18 protein-coding genes are annotated in these 18,534 nt (G+C 61.2%); 9 read left to right on the forward strand and 9 right to left on the reverse strand.

Going from position 1 to position 18,534, the window contains the following annotated elements; all coding sequences use genetic code 11:
- Nucleotides 1-16: 16 nt before the first annotated feature.
- The 8 genes from HMPREF1219_RS08640 to rpmH all read right to left on the reverse strand — a co-directional run bounded on the left by HMPREF1219_RS08640 (nucleotide 17) and on the right by rpmH (nucleotide 5,801).
- Nucleotides 17-577, reverse strand: coding sequence for a hypothetical protein (locus tag HMPREF1219_RS08640; RefSeq protein WP_016458529.1), 561 nt, complete (start codon nucleotides 575-577; stop codon nucleotides 17-19).
- Nucleotides 578-1,666 carry a ParB/RepB/Spo0J family partition protein gene (locus HMPREF1219_RS08645; RefSeq protein ID WP_016458530.1) on the reverse strand — a complete coding sequence of 363 codons (1,089 nt, stop codon included), beginning with the start codon at nucleotides 1,664-1,666 and terminating at the stop codon, nucleotides 578-580.
- Nucleotides 1,666-2,565 (reverse strand): ParA family protein, encoded by a 900-nt coding sequence (locus HMPREF1219_RS08650; RefSeq protein WP_016458531.1) that lies wholly within the window; start codon nucleotides 2,563-2,565, stop codon nucleotides 1,666-1,668. The genes HMPREF1219_RS08645 and HMPREF1219_RS08650 overlap by 1 nt, the downstream gene beginning before the upstream one ends.
- Nucleotides 2,566-2,571: 6 nt before the next feature.
- Entirely contained in the window at nucleotides 2,572-3,189 is a 618-nt protein-coding gene (gene rsmG / locus HMPREF1219_RS08655; protein ID WP_016458532.1) for a 16S rRNA (guanine(527)-N(7))-methyltransferase RsmG, read from the reverse strand.
- 892 nt (nucleotides 3,190-4,081) lie between these two features.
- Nucleotides 4,082-5,047: a membrane protein insertase YidC gene (gene yidC / locus HMPREF1219_RS08660; protein WP_016458533.1), complete on the reverse strand. Its 966-nt coding sequence runs from the start codon at nucleotides 5,045-5,047 to the stop codon at nucleotides 4,082-4,084.
- Nucleotides 5,048-5,077: 30 nt separating this feature from the next.
- Entirely contained in the window at nucleotides 5,078-5,341 is a 264-nt protein-coding gene (gene yidD, locus HMPREF1219_RS12570; RefSeq protein ID WP_016458534.1) for a membrane protein insertion efficiency factor YidD, read from the reverse strand.
- Nucleotides 5,283-5,594 carry a ribonuclease P protein component gene (locus tag HMPREF1219_RS08665; RefSeq protein WP_245554437.1) on the reverse strand — a complete coding sequence of 104 codons (312 nt, stop codon included), beginning with the start codon at nucleotides 5,592-5,594 and terminating at the stop codon, nucleotides 5,283-5,285. Before HMPREF1219_RS08665 ends, yidD begins: the two co-directional genes overlap by 59 nt.
- Before the next feature lie 63 nt (nucleotides 5,595-5,657).
- Complete coding sequence (gene rpmH, locus HMPREF1219_RS12575; protein WP_005391571.1) at nucleotides 5,658-5,801, reverse strand: 50S ribosomal protein L34; 144 nt, start codon at nucleotides 5,799-5,801, stop codon at nucleotides 5,658-5,660.
- A 679-nt stretch (nucleotides 5,802-6,480) separates the two neighbouring features.
- Here rpmH and dnaA point away from each other — a divergent pair.
- The 6 genes from dnaA to HMPREF1219_RS08695 all read left to right on the forward strand — a co-directional run bounded on the left by dnaA (nucleotide 6,481) and on the right by HMPREF1219_RS08695 (nucleotide 15,617).
- Complete coding sequence (gene dnaA, locus HMPREF1219_RS08670) at nucleotides 6,481-8,031, forward strand: chromosomal replication initiator protein DnaA (protein WP_040427510.1); 1,551 nt, start codon at nucleotides 6,481-6,483, stop codon at nucleotides 8,029-8,031.
- Nucleotides 8,032-8,559: 528 nt separating this feature from the next.
- Complete coding sequence (dnaN, locus tag HMPREF1219_RS08675; protein ID WP_016458538.1) at nucleotides 8,560-9,735, forward strand: DNA polymerase III subunit beta; 1,176 nt, start codon at nucleotides 8,560-8,562, stop codon at nucleotides 9,733-9,735.
- A 1-nt stretch (nucleotide 9,736) separates the two neighbouring features.
- Nucleotides 9,737-10,858 (forward strand): DNA replication/repair protein RecF, encoded by a 1,122-nt coding sequence (recF, locus tag HMPREF1219_RS08680; RefSeq protein ID WP_016458539.1) that lies wholly within the window; start codon nucleotides 9,737-9,739, stop codon nucleotides 10,856-10,858.
- 37 nt (nucleotides 10,859-10,895) lie between these two features.
- Nucleotides 10,896-11,354, forward strand: coding sequence for a DciA family protein (locus HMPREF1219_RS08685; RefSeq protein ID WP_423777405.1), 459 nt, complete (start codon nucleotides 10,896-10,898; stop codon nucleotides 11,352-11,354).
- Nucleotides 11,355-12,457: 1,103 nt separating this feature from the next.
- Nucleotides 12,458-14,503: a DNA topoisomerase (ATP-hydrolyzing) subunit B gene (gene gyrB / locus HMPREF1219_RS08690; RefSeq protein ID WP_040427511.1), complete on the forward strand. Its 2,046-nt coding sequence runs from the start codon at nucleotides 12,458-12,460 to the stop codon at nucleotides 14,501-14,503.
- A gap of 262 nt (nucleotides 14,504-14,765) precedes the next feature.
- Nucleotides 14,766-15,617, forward strand: a complete 852-nt coding sequence (locus tag HMPREF1219_RS08695; RefSeq protein WP_245554438.1) for a hypothetical protein — start codon at nucleotides 14,766-14,768, stop codon at nucleotides 15,615-15,617.
- A gap of 15 nt (nucleotides 15,618-15,632) precedes the next feature.
- Here HMPREF1219_RS08695 and HMPREF1219_RS08700 read toward each other — a convergent pair whose 3' ends face one another.
- On the reverse strand, nucleotides 15,633-16,097 hold the full coding sequence (locus HMPREF1219_RS08700; RefSeq protein WP_016458543.1) for a hypothetical protein: 465 nt from the start codon (nucleotides 16,095-16,097) through the stop codon (nucleotides 15,633-15,635).
- A gap of 198 nt (nucleotides 16,098-16,295) precedes the next feature.
- Between HMPREF1219_RS08700 and HMPREF1219_RS13430 the strand changes: the two genes are divergently transcribed.
- From HMPREF1219_RS13430 to HMPREF1219_RS08710, 3 genes are all read left to right on the forward strand, one after another.
- Nucleotides 16,296-16,529 (forward strand): restriction endonuclease, encoded by a 234-nt coding sequence (locus tag HMPREF1219_RS13430; protein ID WP_084594733.1) that lies wholly within the window; start codon nucleotides 16,296-16,298, stop codon nucleotides 16,527-16,529.
- Nucleotides 16,502-17,143, forward strand: a complete 642-nt coding sequence (locus tag HMPREF1219_RS08705; RefSeq protein WP_084594735.1) for an amidohydrolase family protein — start codon at nucleotides 16,502-16,504, stop codon at nucleotides 17,141-17,143. Before HMPREF1219_RS13430 ends, HMPREF1219_RS08705 begins: the two co-directional genes overlap by 28 nt.
- Nucleotides 17,144-17,537: 394 nt before the next feature.
- Nucleotides 17,538-18,482: an ABC transporter substrate-binding protein gene (locus HMPREF1219_RS08710; RefSeq protein WP_016458545.1), complete on the forward strand. Its 945-nt coding sequence runs from the start codon at nucleotides 17,538-17,540 to the stop codon at nucleotides 18,480-18,482.
- Nucleotides 18,483-18,534 lie beyond the last annotated feature (52 nt).

Genomic DNA, 18,534 nt, shown 5'->3' on the forward strand with positions numbered 1-18,534 from the left:
CGCTGGCGCAGCGACCCTAGATGGATGCCACCATATCCGCCAGCGCCCCGATGGAGAGCACGCGGTCACGTGGGGGCAGGTCGATGCGGTAGCGGGACACGTTCTCGCCGCGTTTGATGAGCTTGAAGCCGCACGATTCGAGGAACTGCGCGCTAAAGAACCCGGAGACGGCCTCCACCTCGGTGGGTTCGGCCATGCAGCCGAACGCCTCGAGGGCGGGGGAGCCGCCGAGGGTGACCTCCATGATGACGGAGTCCATGAGCACTGCCTCGATGCCGATGTCGGTGAACCCGGGGTCCACAAACATGCTCGTCACCAGCTGCGCGTCGCCGGAGACGGGGGCCGTGTCCAGGCGCACCGCCCCGGGCGCCATGTCGGGGTGGCAGTAGAAGATGGCCGAGGGCCCAAAGGTGAACCCGCAGTTGCCCACCGTCGCCACCCAGGCTTCCTTCTCAAATTCGCGCTCCCCGGAGGTCAGGTCCTTGGCGGTCGCCGGGTCGAGCTCCCAGTACGTCGAGAGCCGCGCGTACACCGGCAGGGTGCGGAAGTTTTCCGAGTCGATGGGCGCGAGCCTCATTTAGTGTCCTTCCAATAGCCCCACGATGCGTTCGAAGTCCTCGCGGCCGGAGAATTCCACCACGATCTTGCCCTTCTTCTTGCCCACGTTGACGGTGACCTTGGTGTCCAGGCCGTCGGCAAGCCGGTGCGCGGCCTGCTCGGCGTAGGCGGGAAGCGGCACGGGTTCCCGTTTCCTCTTCGCGGGACCCTCGTCGGCACCACCGCGGTTGGCCAAGGTGACGGCCTCTTCGGTGGCGCGCACGGAGAGCCCCTCGGCGATGATCCGGGTGCACAGCGCTTCCGCGAGCGAGCGATCCTTGAGCCCCAGCAGGGCCCTCGCGTGCCCGGAGCTGATGACCCGTGCGGCCACCTTGCGTTGCACGCCGACGGGCAGCTGCAGCAGCCGGATGGTGTTGGTGATGACGGGCCGGGAGCGGCCGAGTTTTTCGGCGAGCTCCGCCTGTGTTACGTCGAATTCTTCCAACAGCTGCTGGTAGGCGGCCGCTTCTTCGAGCGGGTTGAGCTCCACGCGGTGGATGTTTTCCAGCAGCGCGTCGCGCAGCATGGACGAGTCTTCAGTCTCGCGGACGATCGCCGGGATGGTGTCGAGCCCGGCCTTCCTAGCCGCCCGCCAGCGCCGCTCACCCATGATGATCTCAAAGTGCGCGCCCAGCCGCTTCGCCGGCTCGGCAATGGGCCGCACCACGATGGGCTGCAACAGCCCGAATTCCTTGATGGAGTGCGCGAGCTCGTTGAGTGCATCCTCGTCAAAGTCGCTGCGTGGCTGCTTGGCGTTGGGAACGATGTCCTTAACGGAGATCTCCTGGTAGCTGGCGCCCAGCTGCTCCGCCGAAGCCGAGCCCGAATCCGCAGCCGAGCCCGAATCCGCAGCCGAGACCACACCAGCAGCGGCCTTCCGCGCCGCCTGCCGCGCCTCTTGCTTGGCCCGTCCGTCGGCAAACCCGCGCTGCCGGCCGGAAGAGCCGCCGCCACCGAGCAGGATATCCGCGGCCGAGTCCCCGAGGTGCGGGTTCTCCTCACGCCGCTCGGGGATGAGTGCGGCCAGGCCCTTGCCCAGCCCGCCTTTCTTCGAGTTCTTTCCTGTCATTACCCCTCGTCCTTCGGGTTTGGTTCGTAGCCGTCCATCGTGCCGCGGGTCGCCAGCTCGGTGGCGGCCTCCATGTAGGCACCGGCGCCAGGGGAGCCGGGGTCGTATTCGAGGACGGTCTGCGCGTAGCCGGGGGCCTCGCTCACCTTCACGGAGCGGGGGATGATGTTGTGGAGTACGAGTTCCCCAAAGTGGCCGCGAACCTCGTTTTCCACCTGTGCCGAAAGCTTGGTGCGCCCGTCGAACATTGTCAGCACGATGGCGGAAATGTGGAGCCGGTAGTTGAGGTTGTCGCGGATCATCGTGATGTTGTTGAGCAGCTGCCCCACGCCCTCGAGCGCGTAGTATTCGCACTGGATGGGTAGCAGTACCTCGGTGGCGGCGGTCATCGCGTTGATGGTGAGCAGCCCGAGCGACGGCGGGCAGTCGATGAAGATGTAGTCGTAGCCGTCGATTTTCGCCAGCGCGTCTGCCAGCCGGTATTCGCGCCGCACGATGGAGACGAGTTCGATTTCCGCCCCGGCGAGGTCGAGCGTGGCGGGGATGCAGTAGAGGTTGTCTGTGAAGCTCGAGGGGTACGTGGCCTCGCTGGGTTCGCACTGGCCAATGAGCATTTCGTAGCTGGACAGCGTCCCGGAGTAGTGTTCCACGCCGAGCGCGGTGGAGGCGTTGCCCTGCGGGTCGAGGTCGATGACGAGGACCTTGAGCCCGGCGAGCGAAAGCGCTGCGGCGAGGTTGACGGCGGTCGTGGTTTTGCCCACGCCCCCCTTTTGGTTGGCGACGGCGATGATCCGCGTCTCCTCGGGCGCCGGCAGTTTATCGGCGTTTAGGCTGCGGATTTGCGCTGCCCTCCGGGCGGCTTCGGCTATCGGCGTGTCGCCAAACACATTATCCTCCATAGGTTCCTATGCTACCCGGACGAGTCGAACGATGATGGTCGGGTGGCTGAGCGCCTCGTTTTCCAAGGTGACAATCTCCGGCTTCTGCGTGCCCTTGATTTTCCCCCGGTCACGCACGATTTCCTCGGCCGCGCTATCGCCCTTCATGGCCAGCACCTCGCCGCCGTCTTTCCGCACGAGCGGCAGCGACCACTTCGCCAGCTTCGCCAGTGGCGCCACCGCCCGCGACATCGCGTAGTCCTGTTTCCCCACCGGTTTGTCCTCGGCTCGCCCCCGCGCCACCCACACGTTGTCTAGCCCTAGCTTGTCGACGACCTCCCGGAGGTAGTTGCTCCTCTTCAGCAAAGGCTCGAGCAAGGTTACCTCGAGGTCCGGCCGCGCGATCGCCAGGGGAATACCCGGAAGGCCAGCTCCCGACCCCACATCGACCACGCTGGCCCCCTCCCTGTACAGAGATTGCGTCAGCGCGCACGGCAGGATGTGCCGGTCCCACAGCCGGTCCTTCTCCCGCGGCCCCATAAATCCCCTGGTCAGCCCGTCAGTGGCGAGGGAATCGTGGTACGCCCGCGCGAGATCGGCTCGTTCCCCAAACAGCTTGTCGATAAGCTCCTCAATACTTGTCATAGCGCAACAAATTCTACTACACCCCACCCACGCCGGCCCCTTCCGCAAATCGGAAGCCCGGCTCCGCCGCCGCGCACTAGTTTTCAACCCAAACCGAAAACCGTCCCCAAATTTTTGTAGCACACCTACTTCCCAGAGGGAAACTCAAAACGGAACCAAACTTGGGTCCGAAACTTTCGGACCCTAGCCTTCACCCCCGGTTAGTTCACACGGTTAGTTCACACCACCTAACTAGTGCGCGGCCGCGCAGTCATCGTGTCCGACTGTGATCGTTTTTGCGCAACGGCGCACCGCACAAAGTCTGTGACCTGCGTGCGCGGAAAAATCCGACCGACCACTCCGTGTCCGAACCCACGGTCATGTCCGAACCGGCGCAGCGGGCAACCAGTGCGCCACCGCACACTCACCAGCGCCCGAGTGCTTCTGTTTTTGCGCAACGGCGCACTCCAGAAAGCCTGTGACCTGTGTGCGCGGGACCATCTGGCAAAGCGTTCCGTGCCCAATCCCACACCCGTGCCCGGACGTGTCCGAACCTGCGCAGCGGGGGAGCAGTGCGCCACCGCGCACTGCTTTCCCCCACCGAACTAGTGCGCGGCCGCGCAGTCATCGTGTTCGACTGTGATCGTTTTTGCGCAACGGCGCACCGTGCCCGAACCCACAGCAATGTCAGCCCTGGTGGAGGACTGCGCCACCGCGCACTAGTTTCCACCCCAAACCGAAAAAAGCGACACCAAGATTTTGTAGCAAACCTGATCAACACGGAAAAAACAAAATCAACCCAAACTTGGTGCCGAAATTTTCGGCGCCTCAATCCGCTGTACCGTCAGACCGCCATGAACGCCGGCGGCAAAAAACCGGCCACGCGTTGGTGACCGGTTGTGGGAGCGTGAACCTAGTTGCTCTTGCGCTTCTTCTGCTTCTTCGGGTTGTTCGGCTTGACGCCCACCTTTGGAGCGGTGGCCTGGGCCTTCGCCTGGCGCTCTTGCTCCTCGGCTTCTTCTTCGGCGTCCATCTTGTTAAACACGTAACGCTGCTGGAAGAAGGTCCAGATATTGTTGCCCGCCATGTAGCACAGGAGGCCGATGTGCCAGACGGCGCCGGTGAACAGGATGGTGAGCGGCATGAAGTAGAGCATCATGTTGTTCATCATGTTCATGGACATCTGCGCCTGGTCGTTTTCGGGTGCCTTCTGCTTGCCGGAGGCCTGGCGCTCCTTTTGGCGGTTGACGGAGAACCGGCCGTTGAGGTGCGTTGCCACGGCGATGAGCAGAATGAACGGGGCGGCCACCATGATGACGTTGGTGCGGGTGAAGTCCCCTTCGCCAAACGCGTGGTACATGTCCTCCGGCATGGAGATGTAGGCGGACAGCGGCACGCCGAAGAGGCGGGCCTCGAGGAAGGAGCGAACGTCGTCTACGCCGAAGATGTAGTTCGACGTGTTGTAGTTCTGCTCAATGGACATGCCCAGCTGGCCACGCCCGGTGCCGGTGCGGTTGAAGGAGCGCAGCACGTGGAACAGGCCGATGAACACCGGCATCTGCACGAGCATGGGCAGGCAGCCCTTTATTGGGGAGGCGCCCACCTCTTTTTGCACGCGGCGGGTTTCCTCCATCATCTTCTCAGGGTTGTTCTTGTACTTTTCCTGAATGGCCTGCATCTGCGGCTGCAGGATCTGCATTTTCCGCATGGAGCGCATGGAGTTGATGGTGGGCTTGAGCAGGAGTGCGCGCACCGTGAAGGTGAGCATCACGATGGACAGGGCCCACGTGATGCCCCAGTCCGGGTTCATGATGAGCCCGAACGCCTTGTGCCAAAACCACAGCACGGCGGAAATTGGCCAGTAAATAAAGTTAAGCACTATCTATTCCTTCGAGGGTCTTAGGTAGCTTCATTTAACAGGATCGTAGCCACCTGGGTGCCAGGGGCCACACTTGGCAATCCTCACTATCGCCATGATTATGCCCACCACAGTACCCTTTTTGCCAATCGCCTCGAGTGCGTATTGGCTGCACACTGGGTCAAACCGGCAGGTGGAGTACGGCTTGAGGCCGGAGAGGTGATCCTGATAGAAGAGGATTGCCCGTTGGGCGAGGTTAGGCCTGGTGTTCGTCGAGTCGTTTGTGCGCTTTGGCGAGTGCTCTGTCGAACTCACGGGCCACCTCCTTGGGTTCGGCGGTGGCGATGGCGGGGAGCGCCCGGATGACGTAGTCGCAGGTACGCCTCATCGTCCCGCCCTGCATCGCCGTGTAGGCCAGATGACGAAGCCGCCGGGAGGTGCGGTGGCGTACCACAGCATTCCCGACGGCTTTCGAAACAACCAGGCCTGTTCGTGGCCCACCCTCACGGGCGATGTCCGTGGAGCGGTCGTAGGCGTGCACTACGAGGACGTGACTCCCCGCGCGCACCCCATTTTTTACCGCTTTCCGGAAGTCGTCGCTCCGGGTGAGCTTGTTAGGCCGAGGTAACACTTAAGCACTCAGGCGAGCACGGCCCTTTTTCCGGCGTGCGGACACGATTGCGCGACCAGCGCGGGTACGCATACGGGTACGGAAGCCATGAACACGGGCACGACGACGGTTGTTCGGCTGGAACGTCCGCTTTCCTTTTGCCACGGTGAACACTCCTTTACAAGTTTTTACATACGTTCAATTTCACGTGGTTCTGGCTCTCGTCAGTGCCAAGAGGATGGCCCTTACCTGGCGGGATGAGATGCCGGAGAATCCACACGCACACGCAGCGTAGACGCGAAAAACGCGACCGGTGCGTATGACAGACCGTTATAGCCTACGCGAATACCCCCCAAACACCAAATCACAAATCACCACCTTAACGGCGGAAAAAAGATTACCCCCTAATTACAAAAGGGTAATTACATCTGTGGCACTCCTACCTCAGCGCCATCGCCCCAGGGTGCGCGTCGCACTTTTGAGGCCTGTCGCACCCCACCGGAGAGCGGGCTCCGCAGCCTCTTGAGATGTCGGGGGGTTGAGCCGAAGTTGAGCCTTTTAGACATAACCCCCTACCTGCATGTAAATCTAGAAGTACACAACTTTTCACACCCCTGTGTGCGCCCGGCTTGTGAATAACTTCCAACTTCAGGTTGAAGCTTTCACACAAACCAGCAAGTCAGGCAGCAAAGGAGGGGTGTTAAAAGTTATCCACAGCCCTGTTGATAGATTGTGAATAACACAGTCCGTCACCGGCCCCAGGCTGCCCAAACACGAGCAACAAGGGCCATCAGTCAGCGCTGTGTGCTTACTGTCCGCCGATGTAGAAAGACCGTCCGCCGCCGTGAATTACAGTTCATCTTCCCCGGTCGATACCTGGCGGCAGGTTACCGAGGCGCTCGTATCGCGCGCCAGCGACCCGGACTTTCCTCTCGACGGCCTCACCGCCTCCCAGCGCAGCTACCTGCGCATCACCAAGCCGATTGCGATTGTTCAGGGCCATGCGGTCCTCGCCACCCCGAACCAGATCGCCAAGCGGGTCATCGAAAACGATCTCGGCGAGGCGATTTCGCTCGTGTGGGAGGAGCTCACCGGCGCCCCGATCCACCTGGCCGTCAGCGTCGATACGTCGCTTGTCGAGGACTCCCTACCGCCCACGTCGATCCCGGAGCCGGACACCCCGGAACAAAACCCGTACGCCCCAGCAAGTAAACCAGCCGCGCAGCCCACCACCTTCAACCCGGCAACCCCGAGCTACCCGGCAACCACCCAAGCCCCAACCACCCAAACCCCAACCCCGAGCCAACCGCCAACCACAACAGCCCAAAGCACAGCAAAAACCCAACCCCAGGCGCGGTCCCTTAACCCCAAGCACACGTTTGATTCGTTTGTGACGGGCAAGTCTAACGCGTTTTCGCGCGCGGCGGCGTTTGCGGTGGCGGAGTCCCCGGCGGAGGCGTACAACCCGCTGTATATCTGGGGCGGCTCGGGCCTCGGCAAGACCCACCTCCTCCACGCGACGGGCAATTATGCTCTGCAGCTCAACCCGTCGATCCGCGTCATGTACGTGTCCAGCGAGGAGTTCACCAACGATTACATCAATTCGGTGCGCGATGATCGCCAGGAGTCGTTCAAGCGCCGCTACCGTAACCTCGACATTCTCATGGTGGACGATATCCAGTTCCTCGAGGGCAAGGAGGGCACGCAGGAGGAGTTCTTCCACACGTTTAACGCCCTTCACCAGGCAAATAAGCAGATTTTGCTGTCGTCGGATCGGCCGCCGAACAAGCTTGTGACCTTGGAGGATCGCCTGCGCACGCGGTTCCAGGCGGGGCTCATCACGGATATTCAGCCGCCGGATTTGGAAACGCGCATCGCGATCCTGGAGAAGAAGGCGATCGCCGAGCACGTCACCATCGATCGGGCGTCGCTCACGGAGATCGCCACGCCGTTTCCGGGTTCGATCCGTTCTTTGGAGGGCGCGCTCATCCGCGTCACGGCGTTTGCGTCGCTCACGCACCGGCTCATCACCCCTGACCTGGTGCGCGAGGCGTTGAGCGACTTGATCGGCGCCGAGCAGAACGTCGACATCACGCCGGCGGATATCCTCCAGGAGACGGCCCGCTTCTTCAATATTCCGATCTCGCAGCTCAAGGGCAGCACCAAGACGCGTCCCGTGTCGCATGCGCGGCAGCTGGCCATGTTTTTGTGCCGTGAGTTCACGTCGTTGTCGCTGCCCAAGATCGGCGCGGAGTTCGGCAAGGATCACACGACGGTGATGTACGCGGATCGCAAAATCCGCAAGGAGATGTCCAAGAACCGCGACACGTACAACGAGGTTCAGCAGCTCGCCCAGAAGATCAAACAGGCGGCCGCCCAGCACCCCCAGCAATAAGATCACAGTCCCCCTCGGGGGACTTTTTTTTGCTTGTCCGCGTTCACCTCTCACCCCCTGTGCACAACTCACCCGAGCGCACCCCTCCTCCACAAGTATTCCCCAGCCCAGTAGCACTTTCGAAAGTTATCCACAACCTTATTCACAATTGTGAAATTACGGCTTTGTAATTTGGTGAAATTCATCACAACACTCCCAAAAGCCCAGTTCACAACATTCACAAACCGCAGGTGGCCGTTGTGGAATGACAACCTCGAACCTGTGGATAAAGTGTGGATAACCCGACCCACCACAAAGTTATCCACAGACCGGGGGGAGTTATCCACAAGCATTTCACACCCCCATACACACCCGCGACACGCGAGCCGACCGGCGAATTTTTGTCATTTTCCACACCTTCCACAGGACCTACTGCCTTTACCACATTGGTTACCTAGAATTACAAGAAGAAAGAGGGCTCGTGGATAACTTTTCGTAGCCCGCGGCCTACGGGGTAGGTTTGGACGTACGCCAAGCAAAGGAGAAAAAGTGGAATTTCAGGCTGTCGCCTTCCGTGTAGCTCAGGACGACTTCGCCGACGCGGTAAGTTGGGTTGCCCACAACTTGCCGGCACGGCCGGTGCAGCCTGTGCTTCGCGGTCTTGTCATTACCGCCACCGACGAGGGCCTGGAGCTCGCGGGCTTCGATTACGAGGTCTCCACCAAGGTCCGCCTCAACGCCCAGGTGATCCAAAACGGCAGGTTAGCGGTGGCCGGCAAGCTCATTAGTGACATCACCGCCTCGCTTGCCGCCGGCACCGTCGAGGTGGAAACGGACGAGGCTCACTCGAAGTTGCAACTTTCCTGTGGCACGGCGAAGTTCGAGCTGCCCATCATCCCGCTTGATGAATATCCCTCTCTGCCGGAGATGCCCACCGTCGCGGGCACCGTCGATCCGCACCAGTTCACCGAGGCCGTCTCCCAGGTCGCCACGGCCGCCGGCAAGGATGACGCGCTTCCTATGCTCACGGGAATTCACGTCCAGATTTCGGGATCCGACCTGGTCATGGCCGCCACAGACCGGTTCCGCCTGGCGGTTCGCCACCTGCAGTGGCAGCCGTCCCGCGAGATCGAGGGCGAGACCCTCCTCATCCCCGCCCGCACCTTGCAAGACACGGCAAAATCCATGGACACGGGCCTCAACACGCCACTGGAAATCGCCCTTGGCGAGGGCCTCATCGGCATGGTGACGGAAAACCGCCAGACCACCACCCGCCTTCTGGACGCCGAGTTCCCCAACTACAACCCGCTTCTGCCCAAGGCCCACAATTACGTCGCCACCTGCGACGTTGAGGATCTTCTCAAGGCCATTAAGCGCGTGTCGCTCGTCGCCGATAAGTCGGGCCAGATCCGCATGACGTTCTCCGCCGGCCAGGTCTCGCTCACCGCGGCCAACGCCGAGTCGGGTGCTGCCGAGGAGGTCCTGCCCGCGTCGTTTGCCGGCGCCGAGGATCACCTCGTCATCGCGTTCAACCCGGCTTACCTGCGCGATGGGCTCGGCGTCATGCGGTCCAAGCGGGTCATGTTCGGGTTCACGGATTCCAACCGCTCGGCCATCCTCATCCCGGAGCCGGAGGAGATCCCCGAGAAGAACGCCGAGGGCCAGTTCCCCTCACCGGAAAGCCACATGACGTACCTGCTCATGCCGGTGCGCCTGCCGGGCTAACATGTTCGTCCGCCACCTGGCACTGAAGGATTTCCGCAGCTGGCCGAGCCTTGACCTGGAGCTATCCCCGGGCGTCACGGTTTTCACGGGCTCGAACGGATTCGGCAAAACCAACATCGTTGAGTCGGTCTATTACCTCGCCAACCTCTCGTCCCACCGCGTCAGCCGGGATGCGCCGCTGGTCAGGGAGGGTGCGGCGGCCGCGCAGCTGGCGGCCACGGTGGTGTCCGGTACTCGCGAGCTCACCGTCCGCATGACGGTCAAGCCCCACGCCGCCAACCTCGCGCAGCTCAACCGCACGCGCCTGCGCAATCCGCGCGAGATCCTCGGCGGCGTGCGCTGCGTCCTCTTCTCCCCGGAGGATCTGTCGCTGGTCACCGGCGAGCCGGAGGGTCGCCGTCGGCTCGTGGACTCGGTCATCGCCCAGGAGACGCCCCTGTTCTCGGCCACCAAGGCCGAGTACGATCGGGTCCTGCGCCAACGAAACGCCCTGCTCAAACAGGGGTCCCCCGACTTTGGGCTTCTCGACGTGTGGGATGGTCAGCTTGCTCACCTTGGGGCCTCCCTCGTCTCTTCCCGGGCCGCACTCGTGGCCCGCCTCCAGCCGCTTGTGCAGTCCGCTTACCTCGAGATCGCGCCGCATTCCCGCCCCCCGGCGATCTCCTATCTCACCCGTGACCAGGGAGAATCCACCGAGGAGACGGAGGCCCTCCTCCTCACCTCGCTGGCCGCGATCCGCCCCCGCGAGATCGAGGCCGGCCGCACCCTCATCGGCCCCCACCGCGATGATCTCCAGCTCATGCTCGGTAATTCGCCCGCCAAGGGCTTTGCCTCCCACGGCGAGACCTGGTCCTTTGCCATCGCCTTGAAGATCGCCGTCTTCCGCTTCATGGCCGCCTCGGGCCGCATCCCGGTTCTCATTCTTGACGACGTCTTCGCCGAGCTCGACAACCCCCGCCGCCAGGCCGTGACCTCCATGATCGACCGCGCCGAGCAGGTCCTCATCACCACCGCCGTCCCCACCGACATCCCCGCCGACCTCGACCACACCCTCCACACCGTCCTCCTGGAGAACGGCACCTCCCGCCTCGACGTAGAGGAGGCGACGCCCGATGCCGAGTGACGATTTCTTCGTCGCCTCCTTCGAAAAACTCCAGCGCATGGGCCACGTCGGCGCCAATCCCAACCCCGCCACGGGCGGCCGCTTGCGACCCCGCACCACCCGTTTCCCCACCGGCAAGGACGGTCGCCGCCTCTTCAAGCCCCGCAAGGTGGAGAATTTCAATTCCATCTTGGGCCGCGAGATCAAAAAGCAGGGCTGGCAAAAGCCCCTGGCCGCAGGCTGGATCATGGGCCAATGGCCGAGCGTCGTTGGCCACGACATCGCCGCCCACACCAAAATCGAGATGGTCAAGGGCTCCACCCTCTTCATCACCTGCGACTCCACTGCCTGGGCCACCAACCTCCGCCTCATGCAGCGCCGCATCTTGCAGACGATCGCCGAGATGATCGGCCCCAACATCATCACCCAGCTCAAAATCTTCGGCCCCAAGCCCCCCAGCTGGCGCAAGGGCCGACTCCACGTCAAGGGCCGCGGCCCCCGCGACACCTACGGATAGCCCACCCCGCCCTAGTTTCCACCCCAAACCGAAAAAACCGGCCCCGATTTTTTGTAGCAAACCTGACCACCTGCGTAAACGCAAATTCGCCCCAAGATTGGGTCCGAAACTTTCGGACCCTATTCTTTTCCCTCTCTGCGTGCCGAGTCAGCGGCAGCCGTGCCCACACGACCCGCGCAAGACTAGGGGAGCGTCACCTATGCCCGTATGCTTCTGTTTTTGCGCAACGGCGCACTGCGCAAACCCTGTGACCTGCGTGCGCACAAAATTCCGACAAACCGCTCCGTGCCCGACCCCACACCCGTGCCCGAAACGCTGAGCGCCACCGTCAGCGTTTCTCCGAGCCTACCCTGAGTCGACGCCAAACCCTCCCGATTCCCGTATGCTTCCGTTTTTGCGCCGTTGCGCACTGCGCAAAACCTTTGACCAGTACAATCATAAATATCCGACAAGCCGTTCCGTGCCCGTTCCCACAGTGAGGCCCGAACGTGTCCGCACCCGCGCTGCCGAGCACTGCTTTTCACTCCAAACCGAAAAAAGCGACACCAAAATTTTGCAGCAAACTTGACCACCTGCGCAAACACAAAACCGGCCGAAACTTACTGCCGAAATTTTCGGTATCTAATTTACAAACCCCCCGCACCCGCGCTGCCGAGCACTGCTTTCCAACCCAAACCGAAAAAACCGTCCCCGATTTTTTGTAGCAAACCTGACCACCTGCGCAAACACAAAATTGCCCCAAGATTGGGGCCGAAAGTTTCGGACCCTCGCAGCTCGCAGCTCGCAAAGCCGCGCAGCCCCCAGCCCCAACCCCAGCTCGCAGCGCCCAGCCCGCATAGCCGCGCCAACCCCGAGACCAGCTCGAACCACAAAATCCACCCCAGCCCCAGCCGTCGGCAAGCGAAAACAACAAGAGCCCCGCGACCGTAACAACCGACGAGGCAAAATACGCGTATTCCCCCGTCACGTGCCCGTCAGGCGGATGAACCTATTTGTGTGTGGTCCCCCTCGACAGTGTAGAATAACGTATGTTACACGTCTAAAAATAGCGAGGAAGTTTCGAATTTATCGTGGCTGAATCTCAGGAAAACTTGGTTGACCAAATGCACCCGGAGCATCACGATTATGATGCGACGTCGATTACTGTACTCGAGGGGCTGGAAGCGGTTCGCAAGCGCCCGGGTATGTATATCGGCTCGACAGGGTCCCGCGGCCTGCATCACCTGGTGTGGGAGGTCGTGGATAACTCGATCGATGAGGCTTTGGCGGGGTACGCCGACAAGGTAGACGTTGTGCTGCACGAGGATGGCAGTGTGGAGGTCACGGATAACGGCCGCGGTATCCCGGTGGAGATGCACCAGACGGGGCGCCCGACGGTCGAGGTCGTCATGACGCAGCTGCACGCGGGCGGCAAGTTCGATAATGATTCGTACAAGGTGTCCGGCGGCTTGCACGGCGTGGGTATTTCCGTGGTCAACGCCTTGTCCACGCGCGTGGAGGCGGACATCAAGCGCGACGGTTTCCACTGGTATCAGCGTTTTAATAACCAGGTTCCGGACGATCTGGAGAAGGGCGGCAAGGCCCGCGGCACGGGCACGAAGATCCGTTTTTGGCCGGACGCGGACATTTTTGAGACGGTCGAGTTCGATTACAAGACCATCGCCAACCGTCTCCAGCAGATGGCGTTCCTCAACAAGGGCGTGTTCATCCGGCTCACGGATAAGCGCAAGAACCAGGCGGAGGAGCAGTCCCTCGAGGCCGATGAGTCGCTGCTCCAGGCTGACTCACTGTCCCTCGATGAGGTAGATGAGAAGCTTGCCGACGCTCCGTCGAAGGCCGAGAAGGAGGAGGTCACCCCCCGGTCAGTTGAGTTCCATTACCCCAATGGTCTCAAGGATTACGTCGAATACCTCAATAAGAAGAAGACGGCGCTCCACCCCTCCATCGTCGATTTTGAGGACGAGGAGGAGGATCTCGAGCTCGAGGTGGCCCTCCAGTGGAACACCTCGTACAAGGAAAACGTCTACACCTTCGCCAACACCATCGCCACGATCGAGGGCGGCACGCACGAGGAGGGCTTCCGTGCGGCGTTGACGAGCATCATGAACAAGTACGCGCGCGATCACAAGCTGGTGAAGGAGAAGGATCCCAAGCTCACCGGCGACGATTGCCGCGAGGGCCTGTCTGCCGTCGTCTCCGTCAAGGTCGGCGATCCGCAGTTCGAGGGCCAGACCAAGACCAAGCTCGGCAACACCAACGTCAAGTCCTTCGTACAGCGCGTGGTGAACACGCACCTCACGCACTGGTTTGAGGCGAACCCCGCCGAGGCGAAGATCATCATCCAGAAGGCCTCCTCGTCGGCTCAGGCGCGCCTGGCCGCCCGCAAGGCCCGCGAGATGGTGCGCCGGAAGTCTCCCACCGATATGGGCGGCCTGCCCGGCAAGCTTGCCGATTGCCGCTCCAAGGACCCGGAAAAGTCCGAGCTCTACATCGTGGAGGGCGACTCCGCTGGCGGTTCCGCCAAGGCCGGCCGTGACTCCATGTTCCAGGCGATCCTCCCGCTGCGCGGCAAGATTTTGAACGTGGAGAAGGCGCGCCTCGATCGTGCTTTTAAAAACGCCGAGATCCAGGCAATCATCACCGCCCTGGGCACTGGCATTCACGACGAGTTCGATATTTCCAAGCTGCGGTATCACAAGATCGTCCTCATGGCCGATGCCGATGTCGACGGCCAGCACATCGCCACTCTCCTGCTCACCCTGCTGTTCCGCTTCATGCCGACGCTCATCGAGGAAGGCCACGTCTACCTCGCCAACCCGCCGCTGTACAAGCTCAAGTGGCAGAAAGGTGAGCCCGGCTTCGCCTACTCCGACGCCGAGCGCGACCAGCTTCTTGCCGAGGGCCTCGAGGCCGGCCGCAAGATCAACACCGACGACGGCATCCAGCGCTACAAGGGTCTGGGCGAGATGAACGCTTCCGAGCTGTGGGAAACCACCCTCGACCCGGATTACCGCACGCTGCGCCGCGTCGACCTGCACGACGCCGAGCGTGCCGACGAGCTCTTCTCCATCCTCATGGGTGACGATGTCGTCGCTCGCCGCACCTTCATCACCCGCAACGCCAAGGACGTCCGCTTCCTCGACGTGTAAACCCGAGCGGTGACGACGCCCCGGCACACGCCCGTGTGTCGGGGCATTTTTCGCGCCCACCTGACAAAAGGTAGACACCTATCCGTGGGTTGCTCCCATCGCCCAAGTTCGTCAGCTTTGCTACGCGTCAAACGTCTACCTTTTTCTGCTCACGTGGCATAGACCCCCGCCCTGTGTGAAAATGTGAGCCATGAATGTGGGGGAATATCTTCTTTTCACTCGGGGTCTTAACTCTTTTCAGCGCAATGCGGTGTATGCGCACATGCAGCTCGCCCGCGGCGTCTACGTAGTTCAGGAGGAATACCAAAAACTCAGCCGCGAGGATAAGTACCTCCTCCGCTGCGCCGCCCTGGGCATTGAGGGACGACCACTAATCGGTGCGTCAGCGGCGGCCCTGTGGGGCATGCCCGCGATCGTCCACAAGCGCGAGCAGGTGCACATCATCGGCACCGGAAGACCCCGCGCAGGCGTGTGCCAGACCCGCCTCACAAGGGACGATCTGCGCACCACCACCGTCTGCGGTTTTGAAATTTCGCTTACCTCCCCAGCCCTGACGGTCATCGATATCGCCCGCTGGGAGGGTCTTGCCCAAGCCGTCCGCTGCGGCGACTTCGCCGTCGCCACCAACCTCACCACCGAAGACGAGCTCCTCTACGCTCTCGCGCAAAGAGCCAGAACCACCGGCATCGATACCGCCCGCACCGCCGTCCACCTCATCAACGCTTTCTCGGAAAGCCCCCGCGAATCCGACGTCAAGGTCGCCCTTTTCCAGGCCGGTTTCCCCGCCCCCTTCCAGCAAGCCAGCATCTTGGATACCGACGGCGCCTTCATCGGCCGCGTCGATTTCTTCTACCCCGATAGATCCATCGCCCTCGAGTACGACGGCGTCGGCAAAACCCACGGCGAGTTCGATGAACCCATTGCCGAATCCGTAAACGACGAGCTCACCCGCCACCGCCAACTCGAAAGCGAGGCGCTAACGCCGATTCGCATCGATAACGCTTCCTGGAAGTCCAAGCTTTTTCTCCGCCAGCTTGACCGCCTCTGGCCACTACGCGGCCGGTTCCCCTCCGATCAGTGGTTCGCCCCGGGGCTCGCCTGGGACAGCGAATGACGAGCCCCCACATCACTACTCCTTAGAGGATCCCCGCCATTTGGAGCTATCCCACTCCGTCTCGGAGTTATCCCCGGTCTCCGGCGTCTTGATGTCGGTGACGCAGTTTTGGTAGTACCCGGGTGCGCTGGCCAGCGCACCGATCACAAAGCTGAAGATGGAAAACGCGGCGATCGTCCCGTTGGTGACGAACTTCTCCACTTGCTGCTTGTCCACCTGCGGCAGCGCCTGCCCAATAATGTCCCGCACGTTCTGCGAGGTGGGCAGCCCGTATTGGGCGCGGATGTTCTCGGGGATGGCGGCGTAGATGCTGATGATGCCCACAACGGGTGCAGACCACACGAGCGGGTTCGTGTACGTGGTGCCGTTAGCTACGCATTGGTACCCCTTCTGCGTTTCCTCGGCACCAGCCACGCTGGTCACCCCCGTCAACGCAATTGCCGACGCCACCGTCGCCGCCACCATCCGCTTCGTCTTCATCTTTGTCCTACCTCTCCCTAGTTTTTCGGCTAACTGTTATATCTATCCTACGTCCTGGTAGGCGCGTTACAGTGCCTGCGGCCACGGAAAAGGTAGAGCAAGGCGCAATTATCATCACCATGTTGACGTTTAAAGAAGCCCCTTGCCCACCTCCGCGGGAATCGGCCCAGAGCCGAGTATGGCATTGGTTTTGAGTAGTTGATCAAGACGGATCCCCTGATAGGGTCAGACCTACCATACGCGAAGCGCCCGGACACCGGCATTGACCTGCTGGTTCGCCGCAGTAAGGATCAGTTTTGGACAGTTGTCCACTGCAAGTCCTACAAGAAGAAAATCTACATCCACAAGAGCTTGACTGATTCCCTCCCTGATGATTCAGGCCACAGTTTCCGGTACGGCATGAAATACGCGAACACGTCGACGCGGCGTTGAAGGAGTTGGAGTGGATCGAAAATTCCGGTCAGTTCTGTGGCATCGGCTTGCCCACGTTGCTGGCGCAGCAGCCCTATCTGTCGGATTCCTCCCTCGACCCGGTCTGGAGCTTCCTCGATGAACACGCCATGGTGGTCAATATTCACCCGACTGGCTGCGGTGTTAATTCGCCGTGGTTGCTCCGCCACAAGCTGGAGTGGGTCAACGGTGCGCCTGTCGAGGATGCGACGGCTACGTTGGAGCTCCTGAAGGCCGATATACCGCGCCGTTTCCCACACATCACGTTCCACGTCGCGCACCTGGGCGGCGATCTCCCCATGCTGGCGCAGCGCATCGAGGATAACTACGAGGACTGGGACGCCTTCCCGGCCTCGCCGAACGAGTCCCTGCGGAAGTTCTTTTTCGACGCCGCCAACTTCCACGAGCCGTCGTTGGCCCTGGCCGCGGAGACCTTCGGCGTCTCGCAGCTGATGGGTGGTTCCGATTTCCCGTATTTCCAGGAGGAGAAGTACGTCCGCGCCTTCGACTATGTGCGGACCTCCCGCTTCGCCGACGAGGAGAAGAAGGAGATCTTGTGGTCCAACGCCGCGCGCCTGCTCAAGCTCTCCCTCTAGCTTCTCGACGCCCCCCTCTACCGCTTTCCCGGATGCTCACCGTGGGTTGATCCACCAGGTTTGAGCCAAGTTACCTGGGAACGTTGTCGTCGTGCGGTATGGGCGCGGAGGTGGGACAACCGCAAAAATACGTCGCACGACCGCGTGAAAGATGAGCAGCGCGTGGCATCCCAATCATGTGGAAGAAAACTTGACGTATGTCACGCACGGACGGAGAAGCGTAAGGTAAGGCTTGCCTAGTGTATGAACGGCGGGTAATGTGTCAGCAGTCACGGAATAACGCTACATAAGTGTTACCAAAAATGGTGGGGTGTGCTACGCCGGGGCAGTTCAAGTCCACGTGACTCCGCAGGTCGGAAGCTCCACACCCGGCCACAACTAACCAAGGAGTACCATGCACTTCTTTTCCAAACATGCCAAGGCCATAACGGTGTTCCTTACTGTGGCGTCCCTTGCCCTGACGGGATGCGCTCGAGGCGATGGCGAGAACGATTCCACCGAGAGCAGCCCGGTTTCGCGCGTGGCCAGCCTTGGCTTGGGGGATGCCGATACCCTTTTGGCGCTCGGTATCACGCCCGTTGCGATTGCCCCATGGGGTGCCGAAGGTGACGGCTCAGAATCTGGCGTGGGTCCGTGGTCGGAGGATCTGCTTGGGGATGCGAAACCGGAGAAAATCTTTAACACGGCCAGTGGCTTCACCGTCGACATCCTAGAAAAAGTCACCGCTACCAACCCCACCCAAATCATCGCGGTGAACCAAGCGGTGGACGCCCAGGCGAAGGCCTCCCTGGACAAGATCGCCAGCACCACAGTCAAACCCGAGGGCTATCAGGATTGGCAGATTCCGTGGGACAAGCAGGTTGAAACGATCTCCCAGGCCGTCGGCAAAGAGGAGGAGGGCGACAGGCTCATCAAGGAGACCGAGGAAAAGTTCGCCCAATTCAAGAAGGACCACCCAGAACTGCAGGGCAAGCGTGCGGCCATCGTGATGCCCTACGAGGGCAAGATTGGTCTGTACACCGACGGCGACGGCCGTGGCCAATTCATTAGGGATTTGGGCTTCACCAACCCGAAGGAGCTGCAGGGCGATGGCTCGTCGTTCTTCGTGGACTATGCTCCAGAAAACTACGCCAAGCTCAACAACGTGGACTACTTATTTGTACTGGACTACAACGGTGCCCTGAATGCACTCAAGAAGGATGCGACTTTCCAGAAACTGGATGTAGTTAAGGACGGCCGTGTGCGGTACTTAGAAACCGATGTGGGAAATGCGATGAGCATGCCTAACCCGGTAACCATTCCGTGGGTAATTGACAAGTTCGCAGAGCAACTGAAGTAGCTGACACCTGCCTGCGCGGCTCGTACTAGCGCCGACTTCAACACATCCCACA

It is taken from the genome of Corynebacterium pyruviciproducens ATCC BAA-1742 (assembly GCF_000411375.1).
In the GTDB taxonomy this organism is placed as follows: domain Bacteria; phylum Actinomycetota; class Actinomycetes; order Mycobacteriales; family Mycobacteriaceae; genus Corynebacterium; species Corynebacterium pyruviciproducens.